Raw genomic sequence first — 19,880 nt, 5'->3', positions numbered from 1 at the left:
TTATATACGCAGAGGAGGTGCTACTCCCCCGATGCAATAGCAGTAATAATTCGAATAACTTGATATACCATAAACGAGGCAAATACAAAGACAGAGATAGTAGCAAATATTCTCTGAGGATTTTGATACCACTTTGGAAAATGGTTGAGGCTTTTGGGAACTTGGAAACCCGAGACAATATCGACATGTTTGATTACATCATTAAAGGGAGCCCTATCTTCAAGGGGATTCGTTTCGGTTTTATTCACAATAAGGTGAAGCGACTCGTCATCAAACGGACTATAGGAAGTATTTTTCATTTTAAACCTCCTCAAATTTCACTATCCATATTATAACATTTTTCTGATAAAAAGCCGTATCTCTCGTGATATACGGCTTCTTGCTTTACTATCCACTTATTTGATGATCATGACTGGACATCAGCTAGATGATAAATCACACTGGTGTGATCCCCTGTCTTTAGCTGGCTGAGTATACCCATCTACCATGATGATTAATAAAGCAAAGAGTGAGTTGACTGACTTCTTTTCGTCTGAATATACCTCGATTACTTTAAAGTACTTATGTCACTTTAAAGTGCGTACTTCCTATGTATGGTTATTTGATGCAAAATAATGTTATACAAAGAATAGTACAGAGGAGCTGAAACACTATGAATAATGAATCTACAACAACACGCAAAGTTGCCTTGGTCGTGGGTGCGAATGGTGTTATCGGTCGCAATCTCATTGATCACCTCATCACTCTTCCTGATTGGGATGTGATCGGCGTATCGCGTCGCGGTGGAGAATCTAACAACGATGTTCGATATGTGGCTGCGGATCTACTTAATATAGACGATCTTCATGAGAAGTTAAGCGATTTAACTGGGGTAACACACATTTTTTATGCTGCTTACCAAGACCGTCCAACTTGGGCTGAACTTGTTCCACCGAACCTCGCCATGTTAGTGAATATCGTAGAAGTGATCGAACCAATCGCGTCGGGCTTGAAACATGTCAGTCTGATGCAGGGATACAAGGTATACGGCGCACATCTCGGCCCGTTCAAAACTCCTGCTCGTGAGACAGACGCTAACCACATGCCTCCTGAGTTCAATATTGATCAGCAAGATTTCTTAGAACAACGGCAAAAAGGTAAGGCTTGGACTTGGTCTGCACTCCGTCCTTCTGTAGTCTGCGGCTTCTCGCTTGGAAATCCGATGAACCTCGCAATGGTCATAGCGATTTACGCATCAATTTCGAAAGAACTTGGAATACCTTTGCGGTTTCCAGGTAAGTCGGGAGCTTACAACAGCCTCTTGGAGATGACGGATGCTGGGCTTCTCGCGAAGGCAACAGTATGGGCGGCGACCGAAGAGCGCTGTGCGAATCAGGCATTCAACATTACGAACGGCGATCTGTTCCGTTGGAATGAGTTATGGCCGAAGATAGCTCAATACTTTGGTATGGAAACAGCGCCTCCGTTGCAGATGTCTCTGGACGTTGTCATGGCGGACAAGGAGCAGCTTTGGAACAAAATGGTTGAGAAGCATGGGCTTGATCGAAATTCCTATAAAGACGTATCCTCTTGGTTATTCGGTGATTTCGTGTTTTCATGGGATTACGATTTTTTTGCCGACGGAACTAAGGCTCGTCGTTTAGGCTTTTACGAATTCGTCGATACCGAAGCAATGTTTATGAACATCTTCAACGACTTCCGCAAGCGTAAAGTCATCCCGTAAACTACCGTATAAAATAAGAAAGCCGACCTTGTATTGGGTCGGTTTCTTAACTGTTATTAACGTCAGTAAGTATTGGATTAGCCAGAACAGTAGCCTTTCCCTCGTACTTTCTCTCTATATGCGAGTCTCCCCAACGACACATCAGATGTAGGATTTCCTTTAGACTCCAGCCGTAGTCTGTCAACTCGTACTCAACTCTAGGTGGTACCTGATTATAGGAAATACGTAAGATGACGCCCTCTTCTTCAAGCTCCCGAAGGTGCTGTGTTAACATCTTTTGAGTAATTGCGGGAATCAAGCTCTTAAATTCATTATTACGCTTCTTGCCGAATGTCAAATGAAAGAGAATAACAGGTTTCCATTTCCCACCAATTACCTCTAATGTTGCCTCTACTGCAGTGTTGTAAATTTTTTCAGTTTCGTTCATACAACTTGCCCCTTTTCGAATATTTCGACACAGGTCATTAGTAACTCCTGATGAATTGGAGCCATTAAATGTCCCTATTAAACATTATAACTACAACCAAAATATTAAGCTATGCTACCAGTTGAGTAACCGATTGCCAGTCTAATTCTTTATTTTCGCAGTCTACATCTTTATTTCCCTAGTCTAATACTATATTCTCTCAACTTGTATCACCTAGTAAAGAAAACCCATCGCGTCTCTCTCCTCAAAACAAATTAATACCAATTAATTACAATTAATCAAACAAATACCCCTCGATAAAACTTAATCCAGAGGCATTTGAATGCATGCCAAGGAATTCATTACGTAACCGCGACCCATGCCACGTCTTTTTTCAATAAATACTCTTCCCATTCCTTCGGTGCTGGGACATCGCTGACGATAATATCAACATCTTTCAAATCTGCTATTTTATAAAATTGGACAAGCCCGAATTTGGAGTGATCAGTGACGACGATATTGTGCTTGGACTGTTCCATCATTTTTTTGGCTAATTGATCATCGATGAAAATAACTTCATTATCCTCCACTAACGTGGCTGCTGCTCTACCGATTTTCCGTTTCTCTTCTGCGTACAGCACTTCGCGCTTTAATTGAGAAGGTTCTTCACGTGAGAGATTGATTTTCACCGCACCGCCATACACCCGCTTTAGCTTGTTCTCTTCCTCCAGCTCCTCCAAATATCTACGAATCGACTCCGAAGACACACCAAGACTCTCAACTAACTCATTTGTCTTTACTTTGCCTTCCAGATTAAGCTGGTTAAGGATATAATCCTTTCGCTCTTCACCAATCAATGACATAACGTGTAACCCCCATTTTTTCATTGCGTTGTAGTGTAATTATATGGTTTTACTTGTGATTTTGCCAAGCAGCCGTTCTCTTCTTCACTTTCCTAAGGATAAGTTCATAGGCGAAACGGATTAGGATATTCGTCAAAACGATTAATATTGACATCGCAGCTGCTGCCGCAACATCTCCCGCATCTTCCATGCTCACTAACGCTACTGCGGCCAAATTCATATCAGCAGAACGTAGGAACACAACGGCTGAAACGGTCACCATCGAGTTTACGAAGAAGTACATAGCAATTTCCACAATAGCTGGTAAGCACATCGGTACAGTTACCTTCATGAACGTTTTGTAAAAGGGAACCCGCATCGATTCGGAAACGAGTTCGAATTCTTTATCCAACTTCTTGAGTGCCGTCGTTGCCGTGATGAACGGGACACCATAGAAATGGGTGATATTTGCTAGCACAATAATCGCAATTGTCCCATATATCCAATTTAACGGATTGGCCGGGTCATTGAAAAAGAAGATATAAGCTAAACCAATCACCATGCCAGGGAGGGCCAGAGGAAGAACGGATAAGAAATAGCCCACTTGACGCAAACCTTTCAAATATCTTGTTTTCTCAATCAAATAAGCAAAAACAAACGTAACGATGGTGCCCACGATTGCTGTCAGAAACGATACCTTCAAGCTGTTCCAGAAAGGGTCAAGACCTGAACCTGCAACATTTGAAAAATCATAATGCTTCAGACTGAAGCTGACATTGTAAGGCCACACTTTAATCAGTGAAGCAAATATAATCGTGCATAGAGGGATCAAGATTGCAATCGTCATCATCCAACAAAACACACGGTACAACCGATCACGCCATTTCCCCTCCGGAATTTGATAAGGTGTTGATTTGGAGGAGGTCATTGAACGTTGCTTTCGATCCACGAATCGATCAACCGACGTGACCGATCTAGAAGCATTATGGGGAAATTTTCACCAAGGCGAACATCCGAATTTTGGCAGAATGCAAGAGTTAGCTCCCCAATAAAGACGTGACGTATGGAGTCAAGGACTGAACGTACTAGGCATTGATAATCCATCATTAGCTGTCCAACTGGCTCATCAATTCATGGAGGAAAGAAGAAATCGTCCTTATATTTACGACGACGCCTTCAACGTACTTGAGGAATTACGCAAAGAATATAAACTATTGCTAATGACTAATGGCGCACCTGACATCCAACAAGAGAAAATAGTATACCTGGACTTGCGGATTATTTTGACATATTGTGATTTCTGGCACCTACGGTGTCGGCAAACCGAATCCTGCCATTTATCGCCATGCGCTGGATCTGCTTAGTCTCTCTCCGAGTGAAACGGTAATGATTGGAGATACGCTTATAACAGATATACAAGGGGCGCAGTCCGCCGGTATCACTAACATTTGGATTAACCGCCATCATGCTCCCCCAGCACTTCCCATTCCACCAACCTTTGAGGTTCACAGCCTAAGCAAAATCCCACAGCTTTTACTTTCGATTCAACGACAATAGATGCCAATCCAATATTAACGATTTGACATGGAAAAACTCAAAGAAAAAAACAAACCGGAACCCCTTGTTTGGAGTTCCGGTCTTATACATGTTAAACAACTTCATTCAATCCCACAATCCGATGATTCCGATGGAGCTCAATCTTCCAAAATACACCACTACTACTTGTTAGTTATCGTCAGTGGTGAAATCGTCCAAGCTGTCGATACGCCACGCAGGCCGACACGACCTAGTAGAAACGCATTCGGATCCTTCCACGTCAAGATAGGTTTATGGCTATCTTCAGAGAAAACTTCCATGAATGTTCCTTTCAGGTTCACAGAAATGTGGCGGGTTTGTCCAGGTTTAAAAGCAAGAGCGCCGGATGTCGCTTCCACCGAATTCTCGTAGCTTACACGCCTTAGCACAACTTTGTCATTCAGAAAAGCAAGCGTGTAGCCCATGAAAGCATCCTTCACCTGATCCTTGAAATCAGACTCGTTCGTAGTCCGCAGCAGGACGCCCACTTCGTCCGACGTTGTTGCTTTGAGTGTCACATCGAAGCTTAAGGAATAATCCGTCCAACCGGGGTCCCCGCCGAATCGATTAACAAGGCCGACGGCAGTCGGTTTAATGACCGTCTGCTCTGGCACAGCAGCAGTTTTACTCGCTTCCACGTATCGAAGCGTGACTTCGCCCTTCGCCCCATGAAGCGACAGCCATTGTGTTCCTGCTTTCAGCTCGAACTCGCCAAGCGGTACCTTTGCCCACGCTGCATCGTCTGCGAATAAAGACGCGTCCAGCTTGATAGACTTGGTGTTTCCGTTGGTTTCAATCGCCAACGTTGAACCTGCCGAAGTCTTGGCTATATTAACTGAAAGCAGATAGGTGCCATCCTCACGAACGTTGATCGGAAAGTTGAGGCCCTCTTCCTTCTTCGAAAGGACGACTGCATCACTGCCATCCGGTGTTAATCCAGATTGGATAACTGGACTGCCTTCAACATCAGCATGAACAGCTTCCAATGTACCGGGTAGCGGTTTGATCACATGCCTATCACTACTGCCGTTCGCTTCATTCGAGAAGGCTGTGTAATGAAGCTCATGCTTCGCCCCTTGCGGCCACGCATAACCAATTCGGCCAACTTTCCCAGCCATTGCGGTTTGCTCGATCTTCAGCAGTCCGTCCCAATAAATGATTGTACCCGAGCTACTTGACTCGATCCGGATCGTATGGATCTTCGCTAGATCCGTCCCTCTCGGAAGCGGCTTCGACGCAACAACTGTTTCGACGCCTTTCACACGGTCGATCAGAGAAAGCTCCATTGTCGCTCCATTCACACGCGTTAAACGGTAATTGTCCGCATCCCCATATGCGAATATGGCATCCAGCGAAGAATTCAGCCCGCTACTTTTCGCATCATTCCATCTAAAATTGTATTCAGTAGTGTACAAGTTACCTGTAGCTGCTCTTGTGAGCAAAATCTCCGTACTATCTGCTTGACTCGCCTGCTCCCATTTGTCAGCAGATGAAGCACCGCCCGGAACGTCGTGAAACACAGGCATTCTTGGCGCTTCCTGCGGTGAACCGTGTGTTGGACCGAGAACAGACATCTTGTCACCGTTGAACACGAGCCTGTCCAGGTTCAGTTTGCGAACAGGCGGTCCTTCTGCAGACCGTCCGACTAGGTTATGATAGACCATATAATAGGAATCTAGATCAGGACCCATGACTGTCGCACTGTGGCCAAGACCGTTGAAGTCATTGGCTGTTGAAATCAGAATCGGATTGTTCTCAGGGATTTTATAGGTACCTATCGGAGATTCATGATTGACCCCGTAATTAACACGGTATCCTTTGCTAAATACGTGATTTCCCGTGTAAGTGATGAAATAGCGCCCGTTACGCTTGATGATCATGGAACCTTCTGTCCAATGTCCGAGCGTGGCGTTCAACTGCTTACCCGGTTCAATTGTATAGGGATCCGTCATCAAGCTTGCCATGATACCGTTCAATTTGGCATGTGTGAAATACCATTGCTCATCATCGTCGATAAATACAGAACCATCGATTGTGAAACCGAGATTGTCCGTCTTCTTCACGAAAGGTCCTGTCGGCTTATCACTTTGCAGAACGTAATGACCCTTGCCCGCCGGTGACGTATACATATAGAATGCGCCGTTCCAATAAACGACCTCGGGTGCATACGCACCTTCACTGATCGCCTCCTCGGTTACCAAGCCTTCATAGCGCCAGTTCACAAGATCGTCAGAGCTCCACGCTTTCACGCCAACTCTCCGATCCTTCGTGCTGCAATACAAATAATATTTGCCGTCAAACCGGAGAACATACGGATCCCCAATGCCGTAATCTTCCCATTCTTGCTCCAGCCCGAACGGATTCTGGTACGTCTGGCTTAAAGATATCGCCATCCTATCGGTCCCTTTCTTTCCCCAGAGCCGGGGCGTAATCGTCACAATTGCCGAAAGAAGTACACAAGCAACTACCATCCAAATCCATGTCTTTTTAACTTGTCGCATCCAATTATCCTTTATAGCGAGTGATTTCCAGTACGTAAACAGACGATGCCTTTAGCTCACAGCTTACTTGGGCGTTCACAACTGGAACGTCAAATCCTTCGCAAACTACTGCCTCCGGGTGATGCACATTATTGAAGGCATCCGCATGTTCCCCTGTTAGTGCTAACAAACGAGCAGTGCCCGACGTAATGAATCCATCCAACAGCACTTCGGTTACGACATTCTCTAAACTCCGATTCACCATGAAGATCGCTAGTGTATCTCCGTCAACACTTTGGCAGGCCACAACATCCAAATTCGGCAAATCATCTAACTTAGGCGCAGTAGGTACAAGACTCTTCACACTAAAGCTGCCACATTCGGTATGACTCTGTACGACATAGCCTAAATCTCTGTTAGCATACATGTTCATGACATAATAGGTTGGTGTGCCATATACGGTTAAGGCGTTCTCCGTTCTGCCCGAGGACTTACCTCGAAACTGATCCGCATAGAAATCCCCTACTCGAATACATCCCCCAAGCCAGCCATTGACTAAATCGGAGAAGCTGCCGATCTCGATTAGATCACTATTTCGAATAAATTCATTCAAATTTGCTGCATTTGCAGCAGCTGCTTCAAGTGTATGTTCATTGGGAAGTCCCTTACGAATTGTATTCGGATAGTACATCGTGTTATATTCGGTGATTGCCAATTTCAGATGGGTGTAGCGCGAATCGGAGTTGATCAATTCTCTCACTTGTCGAACAGATTCCCGTGTCCATTCTGGATAGGAAAGGATTGCTTTATAACGCTCTTCTTTCGGTGTGCGATCATTCATCCCAAATCGATTATAGCCGTGATACAAATGCAACGTTACATAATCCATATGCTCCGCAGCTCGCTCTAACAGGATTCGGTTCCAATCCTGCTTATCATCGCCACAAGCAAGCAGCTTAATCTCAGGATCGATGGACTTCATCGCTTGAGCGAATCGTACGTAACGATCTGCGAATTGCTCTGCACTGCAGTGCCCTACCTGCCAAGGTCCCCAGACTTCGTTGCCAATCTCCCAGTACTTCACGCCATACGGCTCAGCGTATCCATTCGCAGCCCGCAGTTTCCCCATTGGCGTGTCCAAACCGCCATTACAATACTCAACCCATTCGGCCGCTTCTTCCGGCGTGCCGGAACCATCATTCACACAAATAAGCGGCTCCACCTGCAAGTTACGGCAAAATTGGATAAACTCGTCTGTGCCAAAATACTTATTCGTCCAGCCTCCCCATGCTTCGTTAATCACACAAGGCCGCTTATTCACAGGGCCAATCGCCTGCTGCCAGTGGTAAGCACTAATATAATTTCCTGCAAGCCGCATCATGCCGGCGTTCAAGTCCTTCGTCATATCGACAACTTCCTTGCGAACAAGGCCAACATGGTCAGACGGAAGCAGTGAAATATGATCCAGCCAAAGCATTCCTGTGGAGACATGATCTCTCCAGCGTTCATGCTCCGCAGGAACATATAATCTGAACTCCGCTTGCTCACAAAGTCGACTGACCTTGATACGAGAGGCATATCGTTTCCAGTTATGACTCTCGATCTCGATGCGGGTAGACCCCAGCACTTCTCCACTGGCTGTGTCCACGATTTCTGCTGCAAGGAACTTAATTTCAATAGAAGCTCTAGCATAGAGAGCTAATTCGTAGCCATGCTGATCTTCTTTTACAGCAATTGCTTGACGAACTCCTGCATAGGCCTCGTCATCGCTATATATACGTATCAGTTGGCTATGCCCGGAGTGATAAGTAGCAGCGGGTTCGAGCGCGAACACCGTACTTTTCCCATTCGTGAATGGACGCCAGCTTCCAGAAAGCCCTCTATACGTTACATCGTTACTTTCAAAATCCATATCCGATAGCGGATACGCCAACATCGCATCCATATGATCACGAATATCTTCCACAAAATGGCCGAATAGATACGGATTAATTCTGTCCTTACCGACTTGATTCGTATTCACTTGAATCTTAGCTTTTGCTTGCATGAACATAACGCTTCCTTCCATTCTTTATCCTTTTAATGAACCAATCATAACGCCTTTCACAAAATGCTTTTGTACAAAAGGGTACATCAGTAATACAGGTAAGCTGGAAATAATAATGACGACATATTTGATGCTTTCAGCCAATAGGATTTTGGATTCAAGACCTACACTACTGTCCACTACGTCGGCTTGACTAACCATCAGTACTTCACGCAACACCAGTTGTAACGGGTATAAATCTTTGCTGCGAATATAAATCAAGGCATTGAAGAAGGAATTCCAGTGACCAACCGCATAAAATAAGACCATCACCGCCATAATCGGCTTTGATAACGGTAAGATGACATGGGTTAATAACTTCCAGTTGGAACATCCGTCCATATGGGCCGCTTCTTGAATCTCCCAAGGGATGTTGGATTGAAAATAGGTTCTCATCACGATCAAATTATACGTGGCAATTGCGCCTGGAATGACTAATGCCCACATCGTATCCACCATGCCTAAATTTTTTACAAGGAGATAAGACGGGATAAGCCCTCCGCTGAAAAACATGGTTAGCGTGATGAATACCATGAAAATTCCCCGCCCAGGAAGGTCAGGTCTCGACAGCGGATAGGCCGCTAATGTCGTCATGATCAAATTGATAATCGTTCCTACTGCCGTGTACAAAATGGTATTTGCGTATCCGTTCCATATTTGCTCGTTTTGAAAGACGTTCCGATAGGCCTCTAAGGTGATCTGTTTAGGCAGCAAAATCACTTCCCCATTCAAGACCAACGCAGGATCACTGAAGGAGGCACTCACGATAAATAGGAGCGGGTACAGGACCACCACGACGATAAGGAATGCTAGTCCGTTTACCACGGCATCGAATACTTTCTCATCCGACTTCCTTGTCTTGCGCATTTGTTCCTGCATCACAGGTCCCTCCTCACCAAAGACTAGTCTCCGCCTTTTTACGGGCAAAGCGATTCACGAGTAATAATAATGCTAGGTTAATGACAGAGTTAAACAAGCCAATAGCTGCTGTATAGCTGTATTCGCCTTTTAGAATACCTGTCGAGTACACGAAAGTGGAAATCACATCACTGGAATCTAAGTTCAAATTATTTTGCATAAGTAAAATTTTCTCGAAACCGACATTCATGAAATGTCCTACATCTAGAATAAGCAAAATGACGATAACCGGAAGTATGCCTGGGATGGATACGTGCCAAATGCGCCGCATCCGGCTGGCGCCATCCATCTTGGCCGCTTCATACAGCTGCGGATTAACTCCGGCGAGAGCTGCTATATAGATAATCGATTGCCATCCCATATTTTGCCATATATTCGAACTAATGAAGATCGGCTTGAACCACGCTGCCGAATCGAGAAATCGAACCGGATCTCCGCCCAACGCCTCAATAATGGCATTCAAAGGACCGCCACGCGGAGATAAGAACAACATCAGCATCCCTACCATGACGACGATGGAGATGAAATGCGGGATATACGTAATGTTTTGCACAATTTTACTGAATGATTTATTGCCGATTTCGGTAACGATTAAGGCAAGTAGAATAGGGATTGGAAACGCAAACAACAAAGAGAATAAGTTAATCGAGATCGTGTTCCATAACAACCGCCAGAAATAGTAGGATTCTACGAATCGCTGGAAATGATCAAGACCCACCCATGCGCTTCCGCTAATCCCTTTCGCCGGACTGAAGTTTTTAAACGCAATTTGCAAACCATATAAGGGGCCATAATGGAATACAAGGTAGTATACAATGGGAATGAGCAGCATCAAGTAGAGATCATAGCGACTACTTAATGTTTTAAGGAGGCTGGAGCGCCTCGATTTGGTTCGAGACGCAACGCCTGCTGTCTTTGCTGTATTGTTCATCTGTAGCCCTCCAGCCGTCAGTCGTGCTTATTTTTGCTGTTTGAGGTTATCATAGGCGACCTGATACAGCTTCTGCAGTTCATCCATTTTCATTTTCTTCAATGTATTCTGGAACTCTCCCCATTTATCAAAACTCAGGGCGCCGGCAATAAATTTCGTGCTCTGCTCTTCGTAATATTTATCAATATCGTTACGAAGTATATTGATCTGTTGCGCTGTTTGCTCATCAAACATAGGCGCTGCATAGCGAATCTTCGGCATGAATGGATCAAGCTTCTTCTGTGCTTCTTGAACTTGCGGTGGGTTAATGAATGAAGCAACCTTATCACTGATTAAATGCGGTGCCCCGCCTCCAGCGTAAGGGGTGATCTTGGATTGATTGCCAGTAGCCAAGAAAGCATCCGTGTAATAAGGAATCCCATTTTTTAACTCATAATTCTCACCCAGACGTCCGAATCGCAGCATGGTGGATCCTTCATCACCATAGAAATAATCAACCCAGCGCATCGTTGCTTCCGGATTCTTATTTACCGATGTGATCGCAAATGCGCCAAAATCTCTCGGTACCGGAGCGGCTAATTGCAATCTATCGCCATGCGGGCCCTTAAGCGGTGCGATGCCGATATATTGATCTTGAACCTTCCCATCCAACATCGGATTGTTCGTCTGATCAAAGAAGAAGCCCGTATTTCCCGTCCCTTGCTTCGTCAGATATTGCGCTTCCTTTTGCGTAAATAGCTCTGTATCCAACAGCTTTTCCGCATACAGCTTATTCAGATACATCAATAATTCTTTATTCCGGTCGCTTCCCATCCAGAGATTAACCTTGTCATTCTCTAGGTTAATGTTATACCCTAATTGGAAGTCTAGACCGAAAGAGCCAGCCATGATCGGTACGATACTGAGGCCATTACGCGCCGTCATTGGAAGTTCGTCCTGCTTGCCGTTGCCATTGGGATCTTTATCCCGGAAAGCTTTCAACACCTCGTACAACTCATCCGTCGTCTCTGGTTCCTTCAGATTCAACTTCTTCAGCCATGCTTGATTTATCCATTTTTTATCGGTTCTGGCCGAGTTGACACTCACAATACCTGGTAGCGCATAAATATGACCTTCGGGAGTTGTAATAGCGGAACGAATCTCTGGATACGTTTCCATTAATTTTTTCAAGTTAGGTGCGTAAGCTTCTATCAGCTTCTCCAGTGGGATTAATTGACCACCAGAACCATAACGAGTTGCCTCTAAAGGCGTAAGGGCCGAGCGATACATAACATCAGGAAGCTCATTCGAGGCAAACAACAGGTTCTTTTTCTCAGGGAAGCCATCTGTTGGCGCTTCAATAAATTCAACTTGGATATTGCTCATTTTTTCATAGTCCTGGAACACTGGCATATCTTTAAAAGGCCCATTGGACGGCGCGATTCGTGTAAACATTTTTAGCTTTAGCGGCTCTTTAACGATAGGAAAACCTGCTGTAGCAACACCTTTTGGCTCATCCGCCGGGGTTTTACCCTCATTTTCTTTACTAGATGTGTCCGAACTGCAAGCGGAAAGTGTCAAACTGGAAATAACTAACGTTGAGAAAAGTACTGTCCCCCAATTTCTTTTCATGCTTTTGTTCCTCCGATCAAGTTGTTTTCTTGCCCTATTTAGAAAGCGTTTTCTAAGGGTTGCTCTCAGTATAAGGAATTATCACTTTCCAGCGATTCAACATTTATGACTTTCCATTCTACTTTTTTGACTGTTTCAGTTGATCCATATACACCTGAGGCGTCATCTCTGTAATACTTTTAAAAACTTTGAAAAAGTAAGTGTAACTTACAAACCCGACCTCACTACTGATCTGTTTCAACGCATACTTGCCTGACTCCATGAGCATACAGCTTGTTTGTATGCGAACCCGGTTCAAATACTCGGTGAATGTCATTTGCATTTCCTCTTTGAACAGTCTGCTTAAATACGATGCATTCAGATTAAGTGAACTCGCCGTCATATCCAAGGAAATATTAGTAGAATAGTTGTCAGCTATATATTGCAGTGCTTTCGTTATATGGCGCGAATATGAGCCTCCTACACGCTGTTTCTTGATAGCCTCAACAAGGCGTGCATAGTAGTTTACCATCCAAAGCTCAAGCTCAGAGACACTTCCCATACGTCCAAGTTCTGCCCTTGTGGGGATATGCTCGGTATCTTCTAAAGCAGTCTGCGGATTATGCCGTTTCCATGCCATTTCAACGAGATGTAGCAGTTCACTAACTATGATCTGTACGGTCAACCCATACACAGGCTGCCTGCGCAGTTCAGCAAATATCGTCGTAATGAATTGGCTAGCTCGCTCGACATCGGATTGCTCTAGATAAAGAAGCAGCTGCTTCTGTTCTTTCATGCTTGGAGAGGCTTTCAATATGGATGCGTTTAGATCCTGATCGTGTTGGACGTTCAATTCTTGATTCGCTTTGATGTAGCTTGGACCAACCAGTCGCAAGTTTCCGCAAAGCGGCCCTATCGCGTAAACGCATTTTAAGTTAAGGAATTTCTCTAAGGAATGCGATAGCGCACTCATGGCTTGATTCAATTGCGTCGTAACCGCATGTTCACTTCGCTCCTCTGAGGAAAACAAGACGATAAAACGTCCCTCCCCTACATAGCCTACCGTCCGTTTCTGAACATCGCCAATCGCCATCTGGATGACTTCGATCGCTTGAAGCACTAAACGATTCTTCTGCACATCGGTTAAAGTCTCCGTCAACAACAGAAAAGGAACGATTTGTACGGCAGCAGATCCATAATTAATTGAATTCGTATAGAGCTGATTGTCACGTGCATAAACCTGCAGCACTTCACTAGCATCAACAGTATCTCTAGCCAAATTAGCTACATGCTCGCGAAGAATAACCGGACTTAGGTGTTCAATCATTTTGCTATGCGCGTTTCGAGCTTCTTCACTCTGCAGCTCTTGAACCGCTTTATCGAGAAGTGTCAGCAGAGCTGACGCTTGTAATCTATGTTTGAGTAAGTAATCAATAGCCCCATTCATCAGACAAGTCCGAACATAATCATAGTCGTCAAAGCTGCTCAACATGATCATTTTAACCTTTGGAAATCTTTCCTTGATCTCCCGGCTTAGCTCTACCCCATTCATGATCGGCATGCTCACATCCAAGATCGCGATATGCGGTGTCATCTGTTCCATCATGGCAAGTGCCATAGATCCGTTATACGCCTCACCACATATCGTGAACCCGTGCTTTTCCCAATCCAACATACTCTTCACGTCATGACGCGCCAACGCCTCATCATCAACTAATAATACTTGAAACATCATTCATCCCTCCTGAGGCAAGTGATTCTTAACCGGCAGTAATGGAAATCTAATCTGCACAGTCGTATGCGTATCGGGTTCACTATAAACAAACACGCCGTATGACTCCCCAAACAAGCGTACAATGCGTTCATGGACATTTTGAACACCCATACCACTAAAGCGTGTATTCGTCTGGACTTTATTCCTTTCAAACAGCGCCTCGATCTGTTCCTGGGACATCCCTTTGCCGTTATCTCTCACTTCGATTCTCAGCTCTTTGTTCTCCTCATAAATCCGAATCAACACCACACCCTCATACCTCGAGGCCGATAATCCATGAAGAATGGCATTTTCCACAAGAGGCTGCAGCATTAACTTCAGAACGCTATGTTGTAAAAGCTCTTCATTTTCGACATCGATATTCAGTTGCAGAGGCTCTACATATTTGTATTTTTCAATGGTCACGTAACTGCGGACGTACTGCAATTCTTCTTGCAGCGTAAGAAATTCATTCGTATTCCCAAGAACGCCGCGCATCAGCTCTATTAAGGATTCTGATACCTCTACGATATTCGGCACTCCGTTAATCTTGGCTAAATACTTAACCGTATTCAGCGTGTTATAGAGGAAATGCGGACGTATTTGAGCTTGTAAAACGGCCAATTCCGCTTCACGCTTCTCTTTCTCGGTTGTTACTATCCCTTCAAGTAAACGCTTTAATTCTTCAACCATGCTTTTGAATACCTGATATAGCTGCCCTATTTCATCTTTCGAATGAATTTCGACTGCTGGAAGTGTCATATTGCCTTCCATAACATGCATCATCATCGATCTTAACCTTCGAATATTTCTTGTCATTCTGGAGGAAACTTGTAGCGTCCCTATGACGATAATCACAAACACAATAATAGCTACTGTCGCTAGTACATTACGAATCCGCGTCGTTTCCGTCAATAAAGACTTCATCGGAACGAGCGCCACTGTCGACCATCCTGTATAGTCCGATTTCCGAGTAATGACGAGGTAAGATTGCTGGTTAATAACTCTTTCAACCGAACCGTCCGTTCCAGCCAGCTGCTGATTGAATTGAAAGAAGGTTTCCTTATCAAACACACTCTTTTGAGGTTCATATATGAATTCGTTTTTCCTGTCAACAACATACAGCATACTATCCGGTGTCGGTTTGACATCATAGATTTTCTTAATAAATTCGTCATTGAGATCGAACATCACCATACCGATTAAATTTCGGTTATAACGGAGTTCTCGACCGGTAACGATGGAGTTATTGAAGCCTGTTTGATGAAAATAAGCATGGCCTGAGCCATTTTGAAGTAAAGCATCCATCATCGGTGAGAATAACACGTTCTTGTCAAGCCAAGGAGAACCGACGAAAAACACCTTTTGATTCAACCCAATGACGGCCACTCGTGAAATGTAGGATTTGTAAGCAATCAAAGCCGATAAAAATTCCTCGATCCGTTTTTGCTCCTGAAACCACTCGTAGCTTGGTTCCTCTGTCTTGCTAAGCAGCGTATCCAGCACTGTTTTATTCGTAGCAACGACCGTATTTAATCGACTAACCTCCTCCAAGCGGAGATTTAATGATTCGTCCGCCTGCCTTATGCTTTCGTTAACGGAAGTAATCGCATTATTCTTCACAGTTTCTCTCATATATAAATAAACAATACTAGTCACAGCAACGATGCCAATTAACGTAACCAGACTGAATGCTACAAAGATTTTCCCCTGAATGCTCACCGTAGGCGAAATCAGCTTTTTGATAGAGAACAACTTCATGAACGGGTAGCTCCTTTCCATTTCAACTAGCAAAAGAAAAAACATGAACCCAGCCCAGTCCAGAGCTTGATTCATGTATTTATCTTACTCACAATAAGGCTCGATGCATAGCCCCGCTTCATCCTCTTCGACATGAAGTTCGATAATTCCTGGACGCGTCCGGAATGGCGCAGTGCGGTCGTTGCCAAAAAATGTAGACATGAGTCTGCCGTCATGATCAATAAACATCGTTCCGTGGCCGCCATGTGGAACTGCCAATCGTCTTGGGGTATACGGGCCGTACAGCTCATCCGCTACCGCATACATCAAATCGTAGGTACCGTCGACGCGTTTATCACCGTTCCATTCTGCCGCACCCAGAATATACTTGCCTTTATATTTCACGATGAAGGCACCCTCGTAGCCAACACGCTGCCCATCCGTACATAACAACTTGCGAGGATCTTCCGCAAATCCCGTCATATTCGACTTCATCCTGGCAATTTTACCGTCCTGCCAAACAAAATACACTTGACCATCCTCATCTTGAAACAGACTGGAATCAATATCCGTATTCGTCATTCGCCCCATATCGATATAGGGTCCCTCCGCAAGTCCGCTTATGCTTTTAATCATCCCCGTGCCTCCGCCTTGAAGTGAATACGTGATCCAGAATGTATCGTACAGATAGATCATCTCTGGTGCCCATAGACAAGGGTTCTCATAAATGTTATTCTCCCAAGTACCATTTTCGGACAAATCCCATACCTTCGCTACATGCTTCCATTCCTTCAAATCTGCCGAACTCCATACGTGGAGTTGGTTATTTCGATCCCAAAAATTGTGATGCGGCTTATCCGAAGTCCCCGTCAAATAATAAGTTCCATCCGGCCCTATACTAATATGCGGATCACGAATCGGGAAGTCAGCGATGGGTTTAAGCGTTCCTACCCCACCTTTTTCAAGCAATATGTCCTCACTTGGTCTTATTAAACCTGATCTCACCACGGACATTTGTACTACGGAAGGATAATGCTCGACCAGTGAATAGCTGCCACATCCAGAAAAAGAGGCATACAACTGATTGTCTATATCCGTAAATAAGGAGATTTGACCGCCATGAGGAAGTGCCAAATACCGCCTGCTGTAAGGACCATAGATCGATTCACTCACCGCGACAAAGGTATCTACAGCATCGCTCCCCATCCTAGCAAGAGCATCTGCGCAAAACATGTAGTAATACCCGTCCCTTTTGTATAAAAAAGCCCCATACGATCCTACCTGCAAATGCTGACTAAACGAGGGATGATCTTCCCTCCCCGCAACCTTCCAAGGCTGTACTTCTACCATGCGAGGTAATTCCACGAGACCTGTCAGATCCTCCGTCATTCGGGCGATGTTGCCGTTTCCGTAAACCCAATAAACCGCTCCGTCATCATCCTCGAACAGCGAAGCATCCTGCCCGTCAACTGTTATTTTCCCCATATCCCGAAATGGGCCCTGGACAGAAGCAGACAAGCTTTGGAGCAATCCCGTGCCGCCTTCACTTAACCCGTAAGTAATCCAGAACGTCCCTTTCACATAGTGGATTTCCGGAGCACAAATACCGTTAGAACCACTGCTCGCCTTCTGCCATGTGCCGTCTTGCTCCAAGCTCCATATGTTTGCTGGACCGCTCCATGATGTTAAGTCGGAGGATGTCCACACTTGTATATTTAAGCCATCTGTCGTTCCGGTCAAATAGTATCTATGATCCGGTCCCTTACAAATACTCGCATCTCTTAACGAGATATCCAAAATTCGTTCTATGGGTAGGGCAGATTCCGAATAGCCTGTACATGCGGACCATTCCGTCTCAGGATGCGGAGGCTGCATGAGAAAATCGCTTTTCATTTTGATGATTCCTTTCATCTACCTAGTTGTGTTTGTAAGATAAGTATAGCGTGCTTTGTACAAACGCTTAATAGAGAAAGAGGTACGTGAGGTGAGGAAAAGGGACATCTGAAATCAAATAAAGCTGTTGTGCTTCATCATGGGTTCTTGGTAAAATTACCGGAAGATGAAACTACGACAAGACTACTTACCAATAATGAAAGAAGGAACCCCATATACAAGTAATGCTAAATAAACCTGGTAAGTCTGGGCCTATCTATCACCTGCCATTAGTAGGAGAGCCTCCTCCTCTAAGTGTTCAGTTCTTGGGAATTAATTATTGTGAAAAGGATTACAGGAATATTCGAACGCTTGCAACGATTACCGTTTTCGGTTTCGTATTGTCAGGCCAAGGCGTTGTTAGGGTCGGTACCCAATCCCATACAGCTTGTGAGGGCGACATATTTATCCTGCCAGCAGGATGCTACCACGAGGTTACCTCGGACATCCATCATGAGGAGCAATGGAGCTACATCTGGCTTAATATTAGTGGAAACTGGATCCTAAAAATGCTCGAAGCTTATCAATTGCTTCCACATATCGTGACGCAGGATAGCGGGTTAGAGCATCTGTTTAAAGAGGCCATTGAAGCCGCAAAACAAAAATCCGTCGAGGACATGCAATGCGAGCTTCAAATCATCCTCATGCGAATGATCGTGGGCCTTTCTGAAACATTACGTAAAAGAGGCAATGCCTTAACATCAACCGTACAAGCTATCAAGCAATTTCTGGATAACAGCATCCTTCATCCCTTCGACTCGCGAGGGCTCTCCTCCCATATTGGCCTTTCTATGAAGCAAATGAATCGCTTATTTAAACGAGAAGTCGGAACAACCATCTATAATTATGTGATTACTAAGAAAATAGAATCCGCTAAGCTAATGCTGCTCGACACGAGACTAACTATTAGCGATATTGGTTATAAGCTGGGATATGATGATCCGCATTATTTTTCGAACCTGTTCCATAGCAAAACCAGTGTGAGACCAAGCGACTTTCGTCGGATATTTAGTCAAAGTGGATAGGTGAGGAGATGGAGGATCTCCCATTAAAGCTTCAGGGGAGATCCTCACCTATTCATCAATCCAAAAAAATCCTTTGTTGTATGCGCTGTTGAATCCGCAACTTCCTGAGCAGTTTTACCAAGGCATGCTGCAACTGTCGCTGCGATGTGCGGAAGAAAAGCGGGCTCATTCCGGCCATCCTGCGGCTTTACGGGCAAATCTCGCGGTGTGAGAAAAGGAGCATCTGTTTCAAGCATTAGACGATCTAGCGGTACTTGCTTAACAAGTTCACGCAGATGCTTGCCTCTACGTTCATCGCAGATCCAGCCCGTGATTCCAATATAGAATCCTAGTTGCAGATATACGTGAAGCTCTTGCAGAGATCCCGTAAAACAATGGACAACAGCTTTATTGATTGAACCGACATACGGCTTCATGATACGAACGAAATCGTAATGAGCCTCTCGCTCATGTAAGAAAAGCGGCGTTTGCATTTCGCAGGCTAGCTTAATCTGCTCCTCAAACCATTTCCGCTGTACATCGCGAGGTGAGAAATCACGGTTATAGTCCAGTCCACATTCACCAATGGCAACCACTTGAGGCAGTTTCGCCAACTTGCGCAGTTTATCCATCGTATGCTCCTTGCAATTGCGCGTGTCGTGCGGATGGATCCCTGCCGTTGCAAATAATTTCCCAGGAAATTCACCTGCATATCGCGACGCTTCATCGCTGCTTCTTAAGCTTGTTCCAGTCAAGAGGAGTGGGGTCACTCCCGCTTCTATTGCCCTCGCAACCACGTCTTCGCGGTCTCGATCAAAGGAACGATGCATCAAATTAACACCAATGTCGATGAGTTGATTATTAAATTTTGTTTGCATGTTACCCTGTAACATCTCAATC

General features: G+C 44.7%; 16 protein-coding genes. 3 read left to right on the top strand and 13 right to left on the bottom strand.

The features are described from left to right. Positions 1 to 20: 20 nt before the first annotated feature. Positions 21 to 299 carry a hypothetical protein gene (locus ACSQ8O_RS13915; protein ID WP_436242155.1) on the bottom strand — a complete coding sequence of 93 codons (279 nt, stop codon included), beginning with the start codon at positions 297 to 299 and terminating at the stop codon, positions 21 to 23. Positions 300 to 652: 353 nt separating this feature from the next. On the opposite strand from ACSQ8O_RS13915, the gene ACSQ8O_RS13910 reads away from it, so the two are divergent. After that, entirely contained in the window at positions 653 to 1,723 is a 1,071-nt protein-coding gene (locus ACSQ8O_RS13910) for an SDR family oxidoreductase (protein WP_436242154.1), read from the top strand. 46 nt (positions 1,724 to 1,769) lie between these two features. Here ACSQ8O_RS13910 and ACSQ8O_RS13905 read toward each other — a convergent pair whose 3' ends face one another. From ACSQ8O_RS13905 to ACSQ8O_RS13895, 3 genes are all read right to left on the bottom strand, one after another. Further along, on the bottom strand, positions 1,770 to 2,150 hold the full coding sequence (locus ACSQ8O_RS13905; protein ID WP_436242153.1) for a winged helix-turn-helix transcriptional regulator: 381 nt from the start codon (positions 2,148 to 2,150) through the stop codon (positions 1,770 to 1,772). A 341-nt stretch (positions 2,151 to 2,491) separates the two neighbouring features. Further along, the gene (locus ACSQ8O_RS13900) at positions 2,492 to 2,992 is read right to left on the bottom strand and encodes a DeoR/GlpR family DNA-binding transcription regulator (protein ID WP_436242152.1); all 501 of its coding nucleotides are present in this window, start codon (positions 2,990 to 2,992) and stop codon (positions 2,492 to 2,494) included. A 49-nt stretch (positions 2,993 to 3,041) separates the two neighbouring features. Beyond that, complete coding sequence (locus tag ACSQ8O_RS13895) at positions 3,042 to 3,920, bottom strand: ABC transporter permease subunit (RefSeq protein ID WP_436242151.1); 879 nt, start codon at positions 3,918 to 3,920, stop codon at positions 3,042 to 3,044. A gap of 344 nt (positions 3,921 to 4,264) precedes the next feature. On the opposite strand from ACSQ8O_RS13895, the gene ACSQ8O_RS13890 reads away from it, so the two are divergent. Continuing rightward, positions 4,265 to 4,528 carry an HAD family hydrolase gene (locus tag ACSQ8O_RS13890; protein ID WP_436242150.1) on the top strand — a complete coding sequence of 88 codons (264 nt, stop codon included), beginning with the start codon at positions 4,265 to 4,267 and terminating at the stop codon, positions 4,526 to 4,528. A gap of 161 nt (positions 4,529 to 4,689) precedes the next feature. On the opposite strand, the gene ACSQ8O_RS13885 is transcribed toward ACSQ8O_RS13890, so the two are convergent. The 8 genes from ACSQ8O_RS13885 to ACSQ8O_RS13850 all read right to left on the bottom strand — a co-directional run bounded on the left by ACSQ8O_RS13885 (position 4,690) and on the right by ACSQ8O_RS13850 (position 17,955). Continuing rightward, positions 4,690 to 7,047: a family 43 glycosylhydrolase gene (locus ACSQ8O_RS13885; RefSeq protein WP_436242149.1), complete on the bottom strand. Its 2,358-nt coding sequence runs from the start codon at positions 7,045 to 7,047 to the stop codon at positions 4,690 to 4,692. A 4-nt stretch (positions 7,048 to 7,051) separates the two neighbouring features. After that, positions 7,052 to 9,073 (bottom strand): alpha-L-arabinofuranosidase C-terminal domain-containing protein, encoded by a 2,022-nt coding sequence (locus ACSQ8O_RS13880; RefSeq protein WP_436242148.1) that lies wholly within the window; start codon positions 9,071 to 9,073, stop codon positions 7,052 to 7,054. Between the two features lie 24 nt (positions 9,074 to 9,097). After that, positions 9,098 to 9,991 carry a carbohydrate ABC transporter permease gene (locus ACSQ8O_RS13875; protein ID WP_436242147.1) on the bottom strand — a complete coding sequence of 298 codons (894 nt, stop codon included), beginning with the start codon at positions 9,989 to 9,991 and terminating at the stop codon, positions 9,098 to 9,100. 13 nt (positions 9,992 to 10,004) lie between these two features. After that, positions 10,005 to 10,961, bottom strand: a complete 957-nt coding sequence (locus ACSQ8O_RS13870; protein ID WP_436242146.1) for an ABC transporter permease — start codon at positions 10,959 to 10,961, stop codon at positions 10,005 to 10,007. 27 nt (positions 10,962 to 10,988) lie between these two features. Further along, a complete protein-coding gene (locus tag ACSQ8O_RS13865; protein WP_436242145.1) occupies positions 10,989 to 12,572 on the bottom strand; it encodes an extracellular solute-binding protein in 1,584 nt (527 codons plus the stop codon). Positions 12,573 to 12,690: 118 nt separating this feature from the next. Then, positions 12,691 to 14,286 carry a response regulator transcription factor gene (locus ACSQ8O_RS13860; RefSeq protein WP_436242144.1) on the bottom strand — a complete coding sequence of 532 codons (1,596 nt, stop codon included), beginning with the start codon at positions 14,284 to 14,286 and terminating at the stop codon, positions 12,691 to 12,693. Then, positions 14,287 to 16,065 (bottom strand): cache domain-containing sensor histidine kinase, encoded by a 1,779-nt coding sequence (locus ACSQ8O_RS13855; RefSeq protein ID WP_436242143.1) that lies wholly within the window; start codon positions 16,063 to 16,065, stop codon positions 14,287 to 14,289. Between the two features lie 84 nt (positions 16,066 to 16,149). Then, positions 16,150 to 17,955 carry a family 43 glycosylhydrolase gene (locus tag ACSQ8O_RS13850; RefSeq protein ID WP_436242142.1) on the bottom strand — a complete coding sequence of 602 codons (1,806 nt, stop codon included), beginning with the start codon at positions 17,953 to 17,955 and terminating at the stop codon, positions 16,150 to 16,152. Positions 17,956 to 18,161: 206 nt separating this feature from the next. Between ACSQ8O_RS13850 and ACSQ8O_RS13845 the strand changes: the two genes are divergently transcribed. Further along, positions 18,162 to 19,001 (top strand): helix-turn-helix domain-containing protein, encoded by an 840-nt coding sequence (locus tag ACSQ8O_RS13845; protein WP_436242141.1) that lies wholly within the window; start codon positions 18,162 to 18,164, stop codon positions 18,999 to 19,001. A gap of 44 nt (positions 19,002 to 19,045) precedes the next feature. Here the strand turns inward: ACSQ8O_RS13845 and ACSQ8O_RS13840 are convergent, their stop codons facing one another. Continuing rightward, entirely contained in the window at positions 19,046 to 19,858 is an 813-nt protein-coding gene (locus ACSQ8O_RS13840) for a TatD family hydrolase (RefSeq protein ID WP_436242140.1), read from the bottom strand. Positions 19,859 to 19,880: the final 22 nt, after the last annotated feature.

It is taken from the genome of Paenibacillus sp. LjRoot56, assembly GCF_964253335.1.
In the GTDB taxonomy this organism is placed as follows: Bacteria; Bacillota; Bacilli; order Paenibacillales; family NBRC-103111; genus Paenibacillus_E; species Paenibacillus_E allorhizoplanae.
This window is presented reverse-complemented; position numbering and strand designations above follow the sequence as displayed.